This is a genomic window from Niveispirillum sp., from assembly GCF_052437035.1.
Lineage (GTDB): Bacteria > Pseudomonadota > Alphaproteobacteria > Azospirillales > Azospirillaceae > Niveispirillum.
This window is the reverse complement of the sequence record NZ_JBQVOH010000006.1, coordinates 187,330-204,186: the sequence shown is the minus strand read 5'-3', so window position 1 is coordinate 204,186 and position 16,857 is coordinate 187,330. Positions and strand designations below refer to the sequence as shown.

The following is a 16,857-nucleotide window of genomic DNA, read 5'->3' as shown; positions in this document are numbered from 1 at the left end:
GGTCAGGCGCTGCGCAGGTCGGCGTCTGTCAGGGGGTTTGCCACCTCCACCCGGTTGCGGCCATTGCGCTTGGCACAGTAAAGCGCGCTGTCGGCGGCCTTCAGCAGGGTCGGCCAGTCATGGCCATGGGTGCCGTACCAGGCGACACCGAAACTGGCGGCCACAGCGACGGGGCCGCTGGTGCTGCTGATGTTCAGCCCCTCCAGCGAGCGGCGCAGCCGTTCCGCCATATCCACGGCACCGTCACCGGTCACGTCGGGCAGCAGCAGACAGAATTCCTCGCCCCCCAACCGGGCGACGGCATCGACAGGCCGCAGCAGGGTGCCGGCGGCATTCACCACGCCCACCAGGGTGGCGTCGCCCACGACATGGCCGTGCGTGTCGTTCAACAGTTTGAAATGATCCAGGTCGAAGGTGGCCAGTGCGAAGCCGCCGCCTTCGCGCATCACGCGGGCCCGTTCCTGTTCCAGGCGTGCCTGCAGTGCCCGGCGGTTCAAGGCCCCGGTCAGCGGGTCGGTCGCGGCCTGATGCACCAGATGTTCTTGCATGCGGCCCACGATCATCCAGACCAGACCCAGGGCGTGGCAGGTCAGCAGGAAGGTGCCGCCCAGCATGGAGACGGGCATCATGGAAATGGCGACCTGCGTATCGAAGCCCGTGCCGATGATGAACAGGGCGCGTATCAGGCTGAGCAGCGCCCAAAGCGCATGGAGCACTGCCAATGTCAGTGCCGCCGGACGCATCGCCCCGCTGGCATGGCGGCGCAGCAGCAGGAAGTTGAACGTGCTGATCACGCCCTGTGCCGTGACGGTCGCGGCCATGATGTAGCCCGGTTCCTCCAGCACCATCGACACGACGAGGCAGAAGCCGACCACCAGCAGGAAGAAGGCCAGACCATAGGGTTCCGGCCGGCCCGGCAGGCGCAGGAAGCGGTAAAAGCCCAGGCTGGTCAGCAGGGTGCCGCCAATGGCGAAGAAGAAGCCGGGCAGGGATGACCGTTGAAACGGGTCCATCATGGAGAAGTAAAGAAGGACGAACCCGACCGCGTAACAGGCCTGCCCCAAGGCCCAATGGCCGATACCCGCCAGATCGGGATGATAGCGCCGGATAAAACGCAGGACGAGCGCCGCCACACCCGTGACGACGGCATTCGCAATGAAGATCGAGGCCAAATCCAGGGCCGGCAGCATCACTGAACCCATGTTGTTCGCCTTAATGCTACACCTTTCCGGTTATCCGGCAATGGGTAAGCAGAAAGAATACGTGCGTATGGGGTTTAGCGTGTCCATTCCTGCAAGGGGAACGGGCAAGGAGAGGCCGGATCAGATGCCGCGTTCGATGCGCCCCACATAGGAATTGATCAGCTGACGAATCAGCGTCGGGGCGGCGCGCAGCAGTTCTTCAAACCGCTGGCGCTGGATCACCTCGCACACGGTCAGGTCCACGGCGGTCACCGTGGCAGCGCGGTTGGCATCGCGCAGCAGGGCCATTTCACCGAAGACGGAGCCGGCGCCGGCATGGCCCAGCACCATCGATTGACCGTCGGGCATTTCGCGCGTGATCTCCACCAGACCCGACTGGATCAGATAGGCGCAGTGCGCCTCATCCCCCCGGCGGAAGATGGTGCGGCCCGGCGCGAATGTGTCACGGCGCAGCAACTTGTGCGTGCGCTCCGACACAATGGGATCATCGCTGAAGATCGGGTCGCCATTATCGGTGGGAATGCCGTTCAGGGCGCGGAGCGTGCGGACCAGCGAATGCAGCACGAACCGCACCAGCGGCGGGGCCGCGCGCAGCTGCTTCACGAATACGTCACGGGAAATGACGATCAGGCGCGTCGGCTCCATCGTCGCGATGCAGGCCGAGCGTGGGGCATTGTCGATCAGCCCCATCTCCCCCGCAATCTCGCCCGGCCCCAGCGTGGCCAGCCGGTTCTTGACACCATTGACGGCGCGGAACACCTCCACCCGGCCGGCGGTGATCAGAAACGCATCGCCCGACCAGTCCCCCTCCTTGATCAGCAACTTGCCGGGGGCGACATTGATCTCATCCAATTCCGGTATCCTGCACGGTTTGCGGTCGGGCGCAGCATGCGCGTGGAATATTGAATATTCATTTACGTTTTCGGCAGGTGTGACGGCAAGCACCACCTATCCTGATTTCCTGCGTCACCGTGGCGGTGGGCTGTTGCCCTTTTCCAATCCTTGGCTGAAAGTGCGGGTCGGCGAGAGGGCGGCGGATCACCAGGACATGAGCGACGACAGCTTCTTTGTGCGGTTCTGGGGGGTGCGCGGCAGCATCGCCACCACGGGTGCGGACACGCTGCGCTATGGCGGCAATACCACCTGTCTGGAAATGCGCTGCGGCCCGCATCTTCTGATCTTTGATGCCGGAACGGGTATCCGGCTGCTGGGGGACGCGCTGGAGGATGGGGGCGATCCGGTCACCGCGGACCTGTTCTTTACCCACACCCATATCGACCATGTCGTGGGCTTTCCGTTCTTCGCCCCCTTTCATGACAAGCGCAGCCGCATCAGCCTGTGGGAAGGGCATTTGGGGCCGGGCCTGAGCCTGGGGCAGGTGTTGGGCAGTCTGATGGCGGCACCCCTGTTTCCCGTCCCGCTGCGCGGGCTGGAACGCTGTATGGATTATCGGAAGTTCACGGGCGGTCAGGTGCTGGAGCCGCGGCCCGGTCTGATCGTGCGGACCTGTCCGTTGAACCATCCCAACGGGGCCACAGGATACCGGGTCGATTATCAGGGCAGGTCCATCTGCCTGATCACCGATACCGAACATCCGGCGGATGGGCGGGACGAAACCATCGCCGATCTGGTGCGCGGGGCCGACGTCATGATCTATGACGCCAGCTACAGCGATGCCGAATATGCCGACCATGTCGGCTGGGGCCATTCCACCTGGGAAGAGGCGCTGCGTCTGGCCGATCATGCCGGGGTGCGCCACCCTGTGATCTTCCACCATTGCCCCGAACGCACCGACGCCAATCTGGACGCCATCGCCGCGCAGGCCCGCGCGCGCCATCCCGGCGCCCTGGTGGCGCGTGAAGGGCAGGTGATCACACCGGATGGCGAGTTGGTACGCTGAACCAAGCAAAGCCGGCACGCAGCAGGCGAGTAACCACCAAAGCGTGTGTATAGCCCAACGGACAGTCGTGTTTCTTCTTGGTCGTCACCATGGTTAATGCCATGCGGATTGAGATGTTAACGCATAAACGACTGGCACGCGCCGCCCCCTTCGGCTTAAAACTTAAGCGAAGCATCAAAGCGTTGGGGTCATATGCGTCGTCGGCTGGCAATTATGGGAATGGTTGCCGTGATGGCGCCTGCTGCTGCGCATGCGCAGACGGCACCATCGCGCCTGCCCGGTGCCGTGGAACCGGGGCGGCCCACGGTTCCCGCCCCCCTGGAAGAAATGCGCAAGGCGCCCAAGGCGCAGCTGCAATTCTCCATCCCGGCGCAGCGCAAGGGCGCGCCCGCCGCCGGGGCCAATGACCTGCGCTTCACCCTGACCCGCGTGGCGGTGGAAGGCGCGTCGGTCTTTGACCCGCAGACGGAGTTTGCCGAGGATATAAGGGCCACCATCGCCAAGCCCGTGACCCTGGCCGATATCTCGGCTTTGGCCGACCGCATCCAGGCCCGGTATCTGGCCCTTGGTTTCGGCCTGACCCGCGTGTTCGTGCCGGCGCAGGAGATCAAGGACCAGACCATCAGCATCCGTGTGATCGAAGGCCATCTGGAGCGGGTGCGCGTGGAAGGCGGCGGCCCGCGTGAGCGGGCGCGGGTGGAGGCACGGCTGGCCGATGCCGTCGCGGCGCGACCGGCGCGGGTCGACCTTATCGAACGCGGGCTGCTGCTGGTCGATGATCTGCCGGGGGTCACGGTCACGGGGCTGGTGCGGCCCGGCGACAGTTTCGGGGCGGCGGAACTGCTGGTCGGGTACAGCGAAACGCCCTATGCGCTGGTGGCCGGTATCGGCAACCGGGGGTCGGATTTCGCAGGCCCCTGGTCGGCCTTTATCGATATGGCGGCCAACTCGACACTGGGTTGGGGGGAGCAGTTGGGCCTGACCCTGTCGGCCACGCCGCAGATCAAGGAACAAAGATCGGTCAATGGCCGCTGGGTACAGCCCCTGGACGGTAGCGGGTTGAGCCTGACCAGCAATGCCAATTACAGCCGGGGGCGGCCCGGTGCGGCACTGAAGCCGTTTGCGGTCGCTACCGAGGGCTATGGCATGGGCCAGCGACTGTCGCTGCCCCTGATCCGGTCACGCGCGCGGAACCTGACCATTGAGGCCGGGTGGAACGCGCAGAAGGCGACGGTGGAACTGCTGGCCCTACCCTTCAGCCGGGACCAGTGGCGCAGTGTCGATGCGCGCATCAGCTACAGCCAGTTGCGGTTCGCGGGCGGTGACCTGTTTGCGCAGGCGGGCGTGACCCAGGGGCTGGACGTCGCGGGTGCCACGGGACGGGGCGACCGCGACGCGTCGCGTCTGCAGCCCAACCCCTGGTATTCGAAATTCACTGCGGAGGTGGCCTATGGACGCCGCCTGTTCGCCGATATCGGCGCCACCCTGACGGTGGCGGGGCAGTATACGCCCGACACCCTGCTGGCAGGTGAGGAATTCGCCCTGGGCGGCAGCCGGTTCGGGCGCGGCTATAATGGCGGAGACCTGTCGGGGCCGAACGGGGTGGGGGCCGGCCTGGAACTGCGCCGGTCGTTCAATCCGGGGATCGAACGGGTGGATGGGTTCACGCTGTATGGCTTTGTCGATGGGGGCCGCGTCTGGGACAGTGTGGCGGCCAATACGCATCTGCTATCGGCGGGGGGCGGCGTGCGGCTGGGTTTGTTCGCCAAGGCCAACCTGTCGGCAGAACTGGCGCGGACCCTGCGGTCGCTGCCCCTTCCGGGGGCGGAAGGACGGGATACGCGCCTGTTCATCGACCTGACGGTTCAGCTTTAAGGGGGATGGGATGCAGGGCGCGCGGCGGCAGAGGGCGGGGCAGAGGCGGTGGGGGCGCGGTTTTCGCGCCCTGACGCTGGCATCCGTCTTCACCCTGCCGGCGGCGGCGCAATCCCCACAGGGCGGGACTGTCGTGGTGGGCGGGGCGGGGATCAGCGCCCAGGGCACCCAGACCCTGATCAACCAGACCAGTCACCGCGCCCTGATCGACTGGCGCAGCTTTGATATCGGGGCGGGGCAGTCGGTTGCCGTGACGCAGCCGGGGGCGGGATCGCTGCTGATCAATCGCGTGATCGGTCACGGTACCGGCACACGGATTGACGGCAGTCTGACGGCCAATGGCCAGGTCGTGGTGATCGACAAGGCCGGGATCGTGATGGGCCGGGGGGCGCGCATCGATGCCGGCGCGTTTCTGGCCACGACGGCGGATATCGACAATGCCGATTTTGCCGCTGGGCGCCTGACCTTCGGCAAGGCGGGGCAGGCCGGGGCGGCGGTGGTCAATGAGGGCACCATCCGCGTGGCCGATGGTGGCTATGCCGTTCTGGCGGCACCCGACGTGCGCAATAGCGGACTGATCGAGGCGCGGTTTGGCCGGGTCGTTCTGGCCGGGGCGGAGCGGTTCACGCTGGATCTGGCGGGCGATGGCCTGCTGCGGTTTGAAATCCCGGCGGAACTGGCGGGACGGGTCCTGAATGATGGGACCCTCACGGGCGCGCAGGTCCTGATGACGGCACGGGCGGCGCGCGATGGGCTGGCCGGTGTGGTCAATGCCGGGGGGCTGGTGGAGGCGACGGCAGCGCGGGAGGTGGATGGCCGCATCATCATCGGCGGGGAGGGGGTGGAAACGGAGGTTTCCGGAACCGTCCGCGCCGAAGGCGGGTCCATCGATGTGCTGGGTGACAAGGTCACGCTGACCGGGGCGACGGTTGACGCGTCGGGGCCGGTCGGTGGCGGGTCGGTGCGGATCGGCGGGGACTTCCAGGGCGGGGGCGATCTGCACCGGTCGCAGACGACGCGCATCGATGCCGGCAGCCGGGTGATGGCCGATGGCCGCGGGGGCGATGGCGGGCGCATCATCATCTGGTCCGATGGGCGCACTGTGCATGAAGGGGCCGTCAGCGCGCGCGGTGCCGCCGATGGCGGCTTTGCCGAAGTGTCGGGCAAAGGCAGCCTGCGCTTTGCCGGTACCGCCGATCTGGCTGGCGGGGCGGGCGGCAAGGCCGGCGAATTGCTGCTGGACCCGACCAACATCACCATCGGTGGCACGCCCAACCTGAATGGCGACGGCACAACCGGGGACGATCTGGAAAATGCCGGCGATCTGGACAATGTGGGTGACCAGGGTGCGGTCAACAGTGTGATCACGGCGGGAGCCATTGAGACCCTGTTGAACAGCGGCACCAGCGTCACCCTGGCGGCCAGTGACGATATCAATATCAACAGTTCCATCGCCAAGACCGGCGGGACGGGCGCCGCCCTGACCCTTAATGCCGGGCAGGATATCAGCTTTGCCAGCGGCATCGGGGTCAGTTCCAGCAGCGGCACCCTGTCCATGAGCTTCAATGCCGGTCGGTCGTTCCAGGCCACGGGCGGCAGTTTCAGCAGCAATGGCGGCAGCATCACCGTGACCGCCACGGGAACCGGGGCCACGACGGGCGTCAACCTGTCGGGTGCCGGTTTCAGCACGGGGTCGGGGGCGCTGTCCCTGACCGGTACGGGCAGCGCCACGGGCGTGCTGCTGACCGGGAACAGTACGCTGTCGAGCGGTAATGGTGCCCTTTCCGTGACCGGTACGGGTTCTGTCGGCGTAGATTTTGCCCGTGCTACAGCTACGACCGGGTCCGGTGCGGTCAGTATCACCGGTACGGCCAATGGCAGCGGTACCGGATCCGTCGGTATCCGGCTGGACGGCAGCAGCGGCGGCGGGATCAGCAGCACATCGGGCACCGTCGGCCTGACCGGGACCGGCAGCAGCAGCGGGACGGGCACGGCCAATCATGGCGTGCTGGTCATGGGCGGGTTCGGCGTGACGTCGGGCAGCGGCAAGACGACCGTGACGGCGACGGAGGGGGCGGGCAGTGTCGGCCTGCTGTTCAGCGGCAGCGGCAATGTCGGCGGGGCCAGCAGCAGCCAGGCGGGCGATGTCGAGTTGCGTGCCGACAGCATGTACCTGACGGGCGCCAGCATCCGGTCGGCGGGCCGCGTCACCCTGCGTACCCGCAGCAACAGCACCAATCTGATCATCGGCGGGACCGACGATACGGCGGGTCTGGCCCTGTCCACGGCGGAGCTGGGCACCGTTACCGCCGGCACCCTGACCCTTGGTCATGGACAGCATACGGGCACCGTCACGGTTTCGGCCAACCCATCCACGACCGGCATCGGTGCGTTTGAGCTGATCAGCAGCAGCCTGACCATCGGGAGTTCCATCGCCAGCCTTTTGCAGACCTTCCTGGACGCGGGCAAGAATGCCCTGGCCGAGGCAGGGGTGGGCGACATTACCGTCGGCAATTCCATCGCCAAATCGGCGGGCGGGGATGCCACCCTGACCCTGCGTGCGGCCCAGGACCTGACCTTCAATGCCGGGATCGGGGCCGGTTCCAGCACGGGCAAGCTGAATGTCGATGCCACTGCCGGATATGGGGGCAGCAGCGGCACCCTGACGGCGGGCAATGGCAGCTTCACCAGCAATGGCGGCGATGTCAGCTTGCGTGGGCGGGACAATCTGGCCCTGACCGGCACGACTGTGTCGGCGGGGGCGGGGACCATTATCCTGGCCGGCGGCGATATCGCCCTGTCCAGCACCAGCATCACCAGCACAGGCCGCGTGCAACTGCGCCCCTTCGCCACGGGCGGGCAGATGGATGTGGGGGCCACGGGCGCGGGGTCGGGCAAGGCCCATGTTTCGCGAACGGAAATCGGCCAGATCAGTGCCGGCGTGATCCGCCTGGGCGCGTTGGATGGCGGTAATCTGGTGATCAGTGATGGCCTGTCCTATTCCAGCAATGTCATCGAACTGGCCAGCGCCGGGACGGTGACGCAGAGTGCCGATATCAATGTGACGAACCTGTCGCTGCTGGGCAGCGGCGGAAATTATACGCTGACCCGGTCAGGCAACAGTGTGACGACGCTGGCCGGTAATACCGGATCGGTGGATTTCCGCAGCACAGATGCGTTCAGCGTCGGGACTGTGGCGGGGACGATAGGCCTGACCTTTACCGGCAACGTCAGCCTTTATGCCGCAGCCAGCCTGATCACCCTGGGGCAGGCTGCGACCTATGCCGGGTCCGGGACGGGTACACTGACCCTGTCCAGCGACATTGATGTGACCGTGTCGGCCAATGTCGGCGTGTCGGGGTCGGGCAAGGTCAATATCGTGCTGGCCGCCGATGGCAATGAGAGCGGATCGGCGGGCCGTGTGGCCATAAGCGGCGCTACCCTGTCCAGCAATGGCGGCAATATCACCATCGGCAGCGGTTCGACGCCGGCCAACCGCGCGGCGGAGGGCAAGGCCGATACCGGCATCGGGGTGAACATCACCTCGAGCACGCTGAACAGCGGGTCGGGCGGCACTATCCTGATCAACGGTGACGGTGCTCCATCCGGCACCAATTCTGCGACCGGCATCGGCATCAATGTCAGCGCCAGCAGCCTGATTGCCGCCGGGGCCGGGACCATCACGCTGAACGGGGCCGGGGGCACGGGCAATACCCTGACCAGCGGCATTGCCATCGGCAATGGCAGCACCATCCGCAGCGCCAGCGGGGCCATCGCCCTGAACGGGGCGCAGGCGGCGGCGGGGACCAATCGCTATGGCATCCTGCTGCGCGATGATCCGGGCACGCGCAGTGCCATCTATAGTACGGGCGGCGGCGCGCTGGGCCTGACGGCCACGGGGACCAATGGCGTGATCGCCGCCAATGACGGGTCGGCGGACAGCAGCCGGGCCTATATCGGCTGGGACGGCACCAACGCCTATGCCGGGACCGTCACCCTGACCGCCGACCGCATGACCCTGACCAGCGGGACGGGCACGGCGGCGATCAGCATCGGCGGGACGGGCAACCTTATCCTGCGGCCCAACAGCACATCCGCCAGCATTGGCGTTGGCGATGGGGCGACGTCCAGCGATCTGGAACTGGACCAGACGGAACTGGACAGCCTCCGCGCCGGGTTCAGCAGCGTCACGGTGGGGCGGTCGGACGGGACGGGGGCGGTCAGCGTTGCCGGGGCCGCGTTCAAGGATAACACCAGCCTGATTAGCAATGATGGCGCCATTACCATCAGCGGCGCCCTGTCCACGGGCAGCGGGGCGGATGCGGGCAGCCTGTCGGCCAATACCAAGGGCTTGCTGACCGTCAGTGCGGCCATCAGCACGCAGAACCAGGATATCACCCTGACGGCCGACCGGTTGAACCTGACCGGGTCGGTGTATGCCGGGACGGCCACGGCCACCCTGACAACATCCACCGCCGCGCGGGGGATCGACCTGGGCTCCGCCACCGACAGCGGCAGCGGGCTGGAGATTTCGTCGGCGGAACTGAACCGCGTGACGGCGGGGACCATCCGCATTGGATCGGGCAGCGCCGGGGCGATCAGCGTGACGGGGGCCATCGCACCCACAGGCAGCAGCACGCTGCATCTGCGCAGCGGTGGGGCGATTGGGCAGACGGGTGCGATTACCGTCACCAGTCTGGCGGTGACGGCGGACGGGGCGGTGGCGCTGTCGGGCGTGAACAATGCCGTCACGAGTTTTGCGGCCACGACCGGCAGCAGCAATGGCGCTATCGCCCTTCGTGATGATACCGGCTTTGCCATCGGTACCGTGGACGGGGTGGCGGGGGTTAATGCCGGTACGGGCAATCTGACCCTAACCAGCATAGGCACGGTAACGCAGAGTGCCGCCATCACGGCATCGGGCCTGTCGCTGAACGGGGCGGGCGGTGCCTATACGCTGGCCCATGCGTCCAACGCCGTCAGTACGGTGGCGGCCAATACCGGTTCTGTCGATGTCGGCCTGTCCGGGGCGGTCACTATCGGCACCATCGGGTCGGTGGCGGGGGTCAATGCCACAGGCACGGTGAAGCTGACCAGTGGTGGCAATCTGACCCTGGCGTCGGGGGCCAGTGTGGCGGCCAATGGCAGCGGCGATGCCCTGATCCTGGCCGCCAACGGCACCTTTACCAATAGCGCCGGGTCCAGCGCCCTGTCGGTGACGGGTGGGGGGCGGTTCCTGGTATTCTCCAATAGTCCGCTGACCAGCAGCACGGGCGGTATTTCGGCCCTGCCGCTTTATAACCGCAGCTTCAGCTTTACCGACCATACTTATACGGCGGTGTCCAACAGCGGCAGCCGGTTCGTCTATGGCTATGCCCCCACCCTGACAGTGACGCCCGATAGCGTCAGCCGGGTCTATACCGGGTCCACCATCACAGGCTTGAACTATACGATCTCCGGACTGGTGACGGGTGACACGCTGGGCAATGCCGTCAGTGGGACCGGTGCCATTACCGGGGCGGGGCGGAATGTCGGTTCCTACACCCTGACGGCGGGGGTCGGGACGCTGGCGTCGGACCTGGGCTATGGGTTCAGTTACGGCACAGGCACCCTGACGGTGACCAAGAAGTCTCTGACCTATTCCATCACCAACAGCAGCAGCACCTATGGCGCCACCGCCACGGGCGGCACGGTGACGCTGGGTGGGCTGGTGGATGGGGATGGGGTGACGGGAACGGTCACCACCTATCGCGGTGCCGATGCGGTGACCCTGGCTCCGCGCACTGCCGTAGGCAGCCTGACGCAGAAGGTGACGGCCGTAACCGGCAGCGATGTCGGCAATTATGAGCTGGCGGCGTCGGGCCACACGGACGGTACCCTGACCATCGCGGCCAAGGAACTGGCCTACAATGTCGGTGCGGTCAACAGCATCTATGGCACCTTGGCGACGCTGGGCACCGCCACCCTGACGGGGGTGGTGAACGGGGATGATGTGACGGCCAGTGTCAGCCTGTCGGGGGTGACACTGTCAGATCGGCTGTCGGCGGGGACCTATGATCAGACGGTGACGCTGGGCGGCGGCGATGTCAGCAACTACCGGCTGGCCAATAGCGGCAGCAGTGCCGGCAACCTGACGGTTGCGCGAAAAACGGTGAATTTCAGCATCGCCAATGTTGCCAGCACTTATGGCACCCTGGCCGTGCTGGGCACGCCCAGCCTGACGGGCGTTCTGTCGGGGGATGATGTCAGCGGTGCCGTGACGCTGGTGTCCGGCACCCTGTCGGACCGGTTGAAGGTCGGGACCTATGACCTGACCATGATGGCGCTGGGTGGCGGGTCGGCATCGAACTATGTGCTGGCCGGGTCGGGCAATAGCAATGGGGTGCTGACCATTGCGGCCAAGGCCCTGACGGCCAGCGTGGCATCGGTCACCGCCACCTATGGCCAGAATGCAGCCACGGGTGCGGTCACCCTGACCGGTCTGCTGGCCGGCGATGATGTGAAGGCCGATGTCAGCGTGGAAGGGGCCGGCGGCGCCGTGACGCCGGGGCCGAAACTGGGGGCGGGGACCTATACGCAGCGCATCAACGGCCTGACCGGTGCCGATGCCGGCAATTATGTGATGGAAGGCGGGCAGGGGGCGACAGGCACCCTGACCATCAATCCCACCGCCCTGACCGTGACAGCGAACAGCCTGACGCGGGTCTATGGTGCGGATGATCCAACCTTGACCTATAGCGTGACCGGTCTGGTCAATGGCGATGGTTTGACGGGTGGGTTGACACGGGCGGAGGGGCGGAATGCCGGCACCTATGCCATCGGCCAGGGCAGCCTGTCGGCGGGGCCGAACTATACCCTGACCTTCAATGGCGGGATGCTGACCATCACGCCTGCCGCCCTGACGGTGACGGCGGCATCGGCAACCAAGGTCTATGGCAGTGATGACCCGGCCCTGACCTACAGCGTGTCCGGTCTGGTGGCAGGGGACAGTGTGTCGGGTGCCCTGGCGCGGGCGGCGGGCCGGGATGTCGGCACCTATGCGATCAGCCAGGGCAGCCTGTCGGCGGGGGCGAACTATACGCTGACCTTCAATGCCGGGACCCTGACCATCACGCCCGCCGCCCTGACGGTGACGGCGGGGTCGGGGACAAAGATCTATGGCGATGCCGATCCGGTCCTGGGTTTCACAGCCGCAGGCCTGGTGGCGGGCGACAGCCTGACCGGGGAGATCAAACGCGCGGCGGGGGAGAATGCCGGCACCTATGCGGTGGAACAGGGCAGCCTGTTGGCAGGCGCCAATTATACGCTGAGTTTCAATGCCGGGACCCTGACCATCACGCCCGCGGCCTTGTCGGTGACGGCCAATGCCGTCAGCCGGATCTATATGGATGAGGATCCGGAACTGACCTTTACCGTCAACGGCCTGAAGCGTGGCGACAGCGCGGCATCGGCCCTGTCGGGTGCGTTGAGCCGCGCGGGCGGCGAGGATGTCGGCACCTATGCCATCGCCCAAGGCAGCCTGACGGCCAATGCCAATTACAAGCTGAGCTTTACCGGCGCGGATTTTGCCATCCGGCCCGCCAACCTGACCCTGGCCGTGATGGCGGCCAACCTGTCCAAGATCTATGGCGATGCCGATCCGGCCCTGACCTATACGGCCACAGGCCTGCGCGGCAAGGACAGTTTGGACAAGGTACTGTCCGGTGCCTTGAGCCGGGCAGGCGGAGAGGATGCCGGCATCTACGCCATCAACCAGGGCAGCCTGACCAGCATCAGCCCCAACTATACCGTCAGTTTCACCCCCGGCACCCTGACCATCAGCCCGGCTAACCTGTCGGTGGCGGCGGCCATGGTGACGCGCACCTATGGCGACGGTGACCCGGCGCTGACCTATGCCGTTTCCGGCCTGAAGCGCGGGGACAGTGCGGGGGCGGTGCTATCGGGCAGCCTGGGCCGGGCGGCGGGAGAGGATGTCGGCACCTATGCCATCAACCAGGGCAGCCTCGCCCTGACCTCGCGCAATTACACCCTGTCCTTCACGGGTGCGCAGATGGTGATCAACCCGGCCCTACTGTCGGTCACGGCCAATGCCGTGTCCCGGATCTATGGTGCCGCCGATCCGGCCCTGACCTTTACGGTATCGGGATTGAAGCGGGATGACAGTGCCACGGGCGTGCTGACCGGCGGGTTGGTGCGGGCTGCTGGCAGCAATGCCGGACGCTATGCCATTACACAGGGCAGCCTGTCGGCCAATGGCAATTACCGGGTCAGCTATACGGGTGCCGATTTCGTCATTACGCCCGCGCCGCTGTCGGTGCTGGTCGATAATGCCACCCGGCAGGCGGGGGCGGCGAACCCGGTCTTTACTGCGCGCTTCCAGGGTCTGGTGAATGGCGATGGGGCGGCGGTGCTGACGGGGCTGCGGTTCCAGACGCTGGCCGATACGGCGTCGCCCGCCGGGAACTATGCCATCAATGCCGACGGCATCAGCAATGGCAATTACCAGATTACTTACGTTGACGGCCTGCTAACCGTGACCGGTGGCGGTATTCTGCCGCCTGTAGTGGCCGAGACGGCGCCCGTGACGACCATTACCAAGCCCGTGACCGCGCCCGTGGTGCCTGTGGTCGCGGCACCGGTGGCGGTGGCAAGCCCGGTTGTGACGCCGCCACCGGCCCCGGTGGCCGCCAGCCCGGCACCGGCGGGCGATGGCGGGTCCGCGGCGTTGGCGGCGGTGAACCAAAGCGTGCAGTCGGCCAGCGGGTCGGCGGCGGATGATGACAGCGCGGCGGAGGAGATGATCCCTGGCCTTCTGTCGCAGCAGCGCCGCCTGCCTGGTGAGACGCCGGACGGCACGCCGGGCCTGGAACAGCAATTCCCCAATCTGGGACGGGTGTGGTGATGGGCCGGCTGCCGCTTGCGATCCTGTCCCTGCTGTTGCTGTCCGCCTGTGCGGGCAAAGGGCCGGTGGCCGCCACCAAGGGGCCTGAGGGGCCAATCCCGCTGGGCCGCAATGCCATTGGCGAGGAATGCCGTGCCATCCCCATGGAAGCCGCCGAGGGCAAGGCTTTTGCGCTTTATTGCGGGGATTGGGAACAGGCCAGCGGGTCCATCGCCGTCACCGACCTGTATGATCCGCTGCCCGAAGGGGCCGAGGCCAAGGCCCGGCAATTGGCGGTGGAGGCGAACCGCACCGCCTGGGCCGGTGCCCTTGCGCAGAAGGCCATCTGCCAGGGCACTCAACCCCTGCCGGGTGGCGCGGGGCTGTTGGCCCAGTGCCAGCTGCGCGAGGGTGGCTGGCCCTACGTCGGGGTGACGCAGGTCGATGGGCGGCGGATGGTGCAGGCGGACGGCATTCCCGCCGTTGTCGACCTGCTGATGGCCGCACCCAGGCTTTTGGACGCACGACCGGTCACGGGCGGGGCTGATGTGGTGGCCCTATTGCGCGCCGCACTGGGGGATGAGGCGCTGCGCTTCGGGCGTGGCGACCTGAACAATTTTGAGCGATTGGCTGAGGTGGGGCGCCTGTCCAATTCCGTAGAGGATTATGCAGGGGCGGAGGCCGCCTATCGCCGGGCGCTGGATATCCAGGCCAAGGCCTTGGGCGCCGACAGTCCGGGGGCGGGTGACACGCTGATGGCGCTGGCCCTGGAAGTGTCGAACCAGGGTCGGGGACCGGAGGCGGATGCCCTGTTCCGCCGCGCCGATGCGCTGTTGCAGAAGAGTTTCGACAAGGCGGCGCGGGCGCGGCTGGGCAGTTACATGGCGTTTCATGCCGCCAATAGCGGTGATGCGCGGCGCGCCTTGTCGCTGGGCCGGGACAGCAGCGCCATCCGCCGCGCCATCGTCGATGATTTGGAGGAACAGGCGGGCGGCGGGGCCAATCGCGCCGTCCTGGGCAGTCTGGCGGCGGCGCGTGGCGACCTGATCCATTCGCTGCTGCTGGAGGCCACGGTCTCTCTGCGGCTGGAGCAATATGGCTTGGCGGAGGCGGCGACCATCGAGGCGGCCAACCTGTTCAGCCGTACGCGCGGCCTGCCGCCCTGGTGGCATGCGCGCATCCTGGGCATCCAGGGACTGGCGCGGGCCGGCAAGGGCGATGAGGCGGGTGGTGCGGCCCTGATGTCCAAGGCCGTGGGGTCGAACAAGCAGCTGTTCGGGGCGGGATGGCCGGTGGCGTCCAGCATGCTGGAACTGGGCCGCGTCTATGCCCAGGCCGGCATGGATGCCGAAGCCCTGGCCATTTACCGCGAGGCGCTGTCCATGCTGGCGGCATTGGATACCGAACGCGGGCAATTGCCGTTGGACCGTCTGGCCCCATTCCTGGATGTGCTGTACCGGCAGGGGCAGGCGGATGCAGGCCAGCGCGCGGCCCTGCATGCGGAAATGTTCGCGGCCCTGCAGATGGTGCGCGAGGGCGTGGTGGGCCAGACCATCACGCGCGCTGCCGCCCGCTTCGCCAGCAGCGACCCCGCCGTTGCCGACCTGATCCGCCGGCAGCAGGACGCTGTACGCAGCCGCGACCGGTTGCGGATCGAGGCGGCGGCGGAAACCGCGAAGCCGGATGCGCAGCGCGACAAGGCGCGCGAGGCAGAGCTGTTGAAGCAGTTGCAGGCATCGACGGCGGACGCCCAGGGACTGGAGCGGCAGTTGCAGGCCGCCTTTCCGGACTATGCAAGGCTGACCAAGCCGGCACCCGTGACCGCCGCCGCCCTGTCGGCCCGGTTGGGGGAGGGGCAGGCGCTGGTGCAGTTTGCGTTTGCGGCCAGCGGGTCCTATGGGTTCATTCTGACAAAATCCGGCATCCTGGCGTATCCAGTTACGGTCAACCGTAACGATTTGCAGGAGAAGGTGGGGGAACTGCGCCGGTCCATCACGCCGCGCGCGGGCGTGCTGCCGCCGTTTGACCTGGATCTGTCGCATGATCTCTATGTCCGGCTGTTCGGCGGGGCGGGAGAGGTGCTGTCGGGGGTGAAGCATCTGGTGCTGGTGCCCTCTGCCGCCCTGTCCAGCCTGCCACCGGCGCTGCTGGTGCGGGACAAGCCCGTGGGCCGGGATTATGCGAAGGCCGCGTGGATGGTGCGAGATATAGCCCTGTCGGTGGTGCCGTCGGTGCCGTCCTTCCTGGCGCTGAACGCCGGACAGGTGCGGCCGGCGGCGACCAAGCCCTTCATCGGCTTTGCCGCGCCGCCGTTTCAGGGCGGGCAAGCGGGCGGGTTGAAGGCGCTGGGCGAGGAATGCCGCACCGATGCGCCGCTGGACCCCGCGCTACTGCGCGCCCTGGCTCCGTTGCCGGAAACGGCGGACGAGATAAGGGCCATTGGCGGGCGGCTGGGGGCGGCGCCGGGCGACCTGATCACGGGGCCGGCGGTGACCAAGGCGGCGGTGCGCGGGGCGGGGCTGGACCAGTACCGCATCGTCTATTTCGCCACGCACGGCTTGCTGCCAGGTGAGTTGCGCTGTCAGGCGCAGCCGGGGTTGGCGCTGGCCCCGCCCGACGCGATGCCGGCCAGCGCCGCCGATGACGGCTTGCTGACCGCGTCCGATATCGCGCTCTTGCGCCTGAATGCCGAGCTGGTGGTTCTGTCGGCCTGCAACACGGCGGGCGGGGATGCGCGGCTGGGTGGTGAGGCGCTGTCGGGTCTGGCGGAGAGCTTCTTCTTTGCGGGTGCGCGGTCACTGCTGGTCAGCCATTGGCAGGTGCCATCGGCGCCGACAGTGCGGCTGATGACGGGGCTGTTTGCCGGCGGGGGCGACACCGCCCAGGCGCTGGCGCGGGCGCAAAGGCTTCTGGCGTCCGATCCCGCGACGGCGCATCCTTTCAATTGGGCGGCCTTCACCCTGGTCGGTGCCGCCCCACAATCCGAAAAGGGAGTTTGA

6 protein-coding genes are annotated in these 16,857 nt (G+C 66.9%); 4 read left to right on the top strand and 2 right to left on the bottom strand.

The annotated features are described in order from the left end of the window. Nucleotides 1-2: 2 nt before the first annotated feature. Both ACT6Q8_RS16380 and ACT6Q8_RS16375 read right to left on the bottom strand, forming a co-directional pair. Nucleotides 3-1,202 (bottom strand): GGDEF domain-containing protein, encoded by a 1,200-nt coding sequence (locus tag ACT6Q8_RS16380; protein WP_156344826.1) that lies wholly within the window; start codon nucleotides 1,200-1,202, stop codon nucleotides 3-5. Between the two features lie 120 nt (nucleotides 1,203-1,322). After that, nucleotides 1,323-2,054, bottom strand: a complete 732-nt coding sequence (locus ACT6Q8_RS16375) for a cyclic nucleotide-binding domain-containing protein (protein ID WP_054169890.1) — start codon at nucleotides 2,052-2,054, stop codon at nucleotides 1,323-1,325. A gap of 196 nt (nucleotides 2,055-2,250) precedes the next feature. Between ACT6Q8_RS16375 and ACT6Q8_RS16370 the strand changes: the two genes are divergently transcribed. The 4 genes from ACT6Q8_RS16370 to ACT6Q8_RS16355 all read left to right on the top strand — a co-directional run bounded on the left by ACT6Q8_RS16370 (nucleotide 2,251) and on the right by ACT6Q8_RS16355 (nucleotide 16,857). Next, nucleotides 2,251-3,102, top strand: coding sequence for an MBL fold metallo-hydrolase (locus tag ACT6Q8_RS16370; RefSeq protein ID WP_054169966.1), 852 nt, complete (start codon nucleotides 2,251-2,253; stop codon nucleotides 3,100-3,102). Between the two features lie 231 nt (nucleotides 3,103-3,333). After that, nucleotides 3,334-4,977 (top strand): ShlB/FhaC/HecB family hemolysin secretion/activation protein, encoded by a 1,644-nt coding sequence (locus ACT6Q8_RS16365; protein WP_444733026.1) that lies wholly within the window; start codon nucleotides 3,334-3,336, stop codon nucleotides 4,975-4,977. Between the two features lie 10 nt (nucleotides 4,978-4,987). Further along, nucleotides 4,988-13,879, top strand: coding sequence for an MBG domain-containing protein (locus ACT6Q8_RS16360; protein WP_444739404.1), 8,892 nt, complete (start codon nucleotides 4,988-4,990; stop codon nucleotides 13,877-13,879). Then, a complete protein-coding gene (locus ACT6Q8_RS16355; protein ID WP_444733024.1) occupies nucleotides 13,879-16,857 on the top strand; it encodes a CHAT domain-containing protein in 2,979 nt (992 codons plus the stop codon). Before ACT6Q8_RS16360 ends, ACT6Q8_RS16355 begins: the two co-directional genes overlap by 1 nt.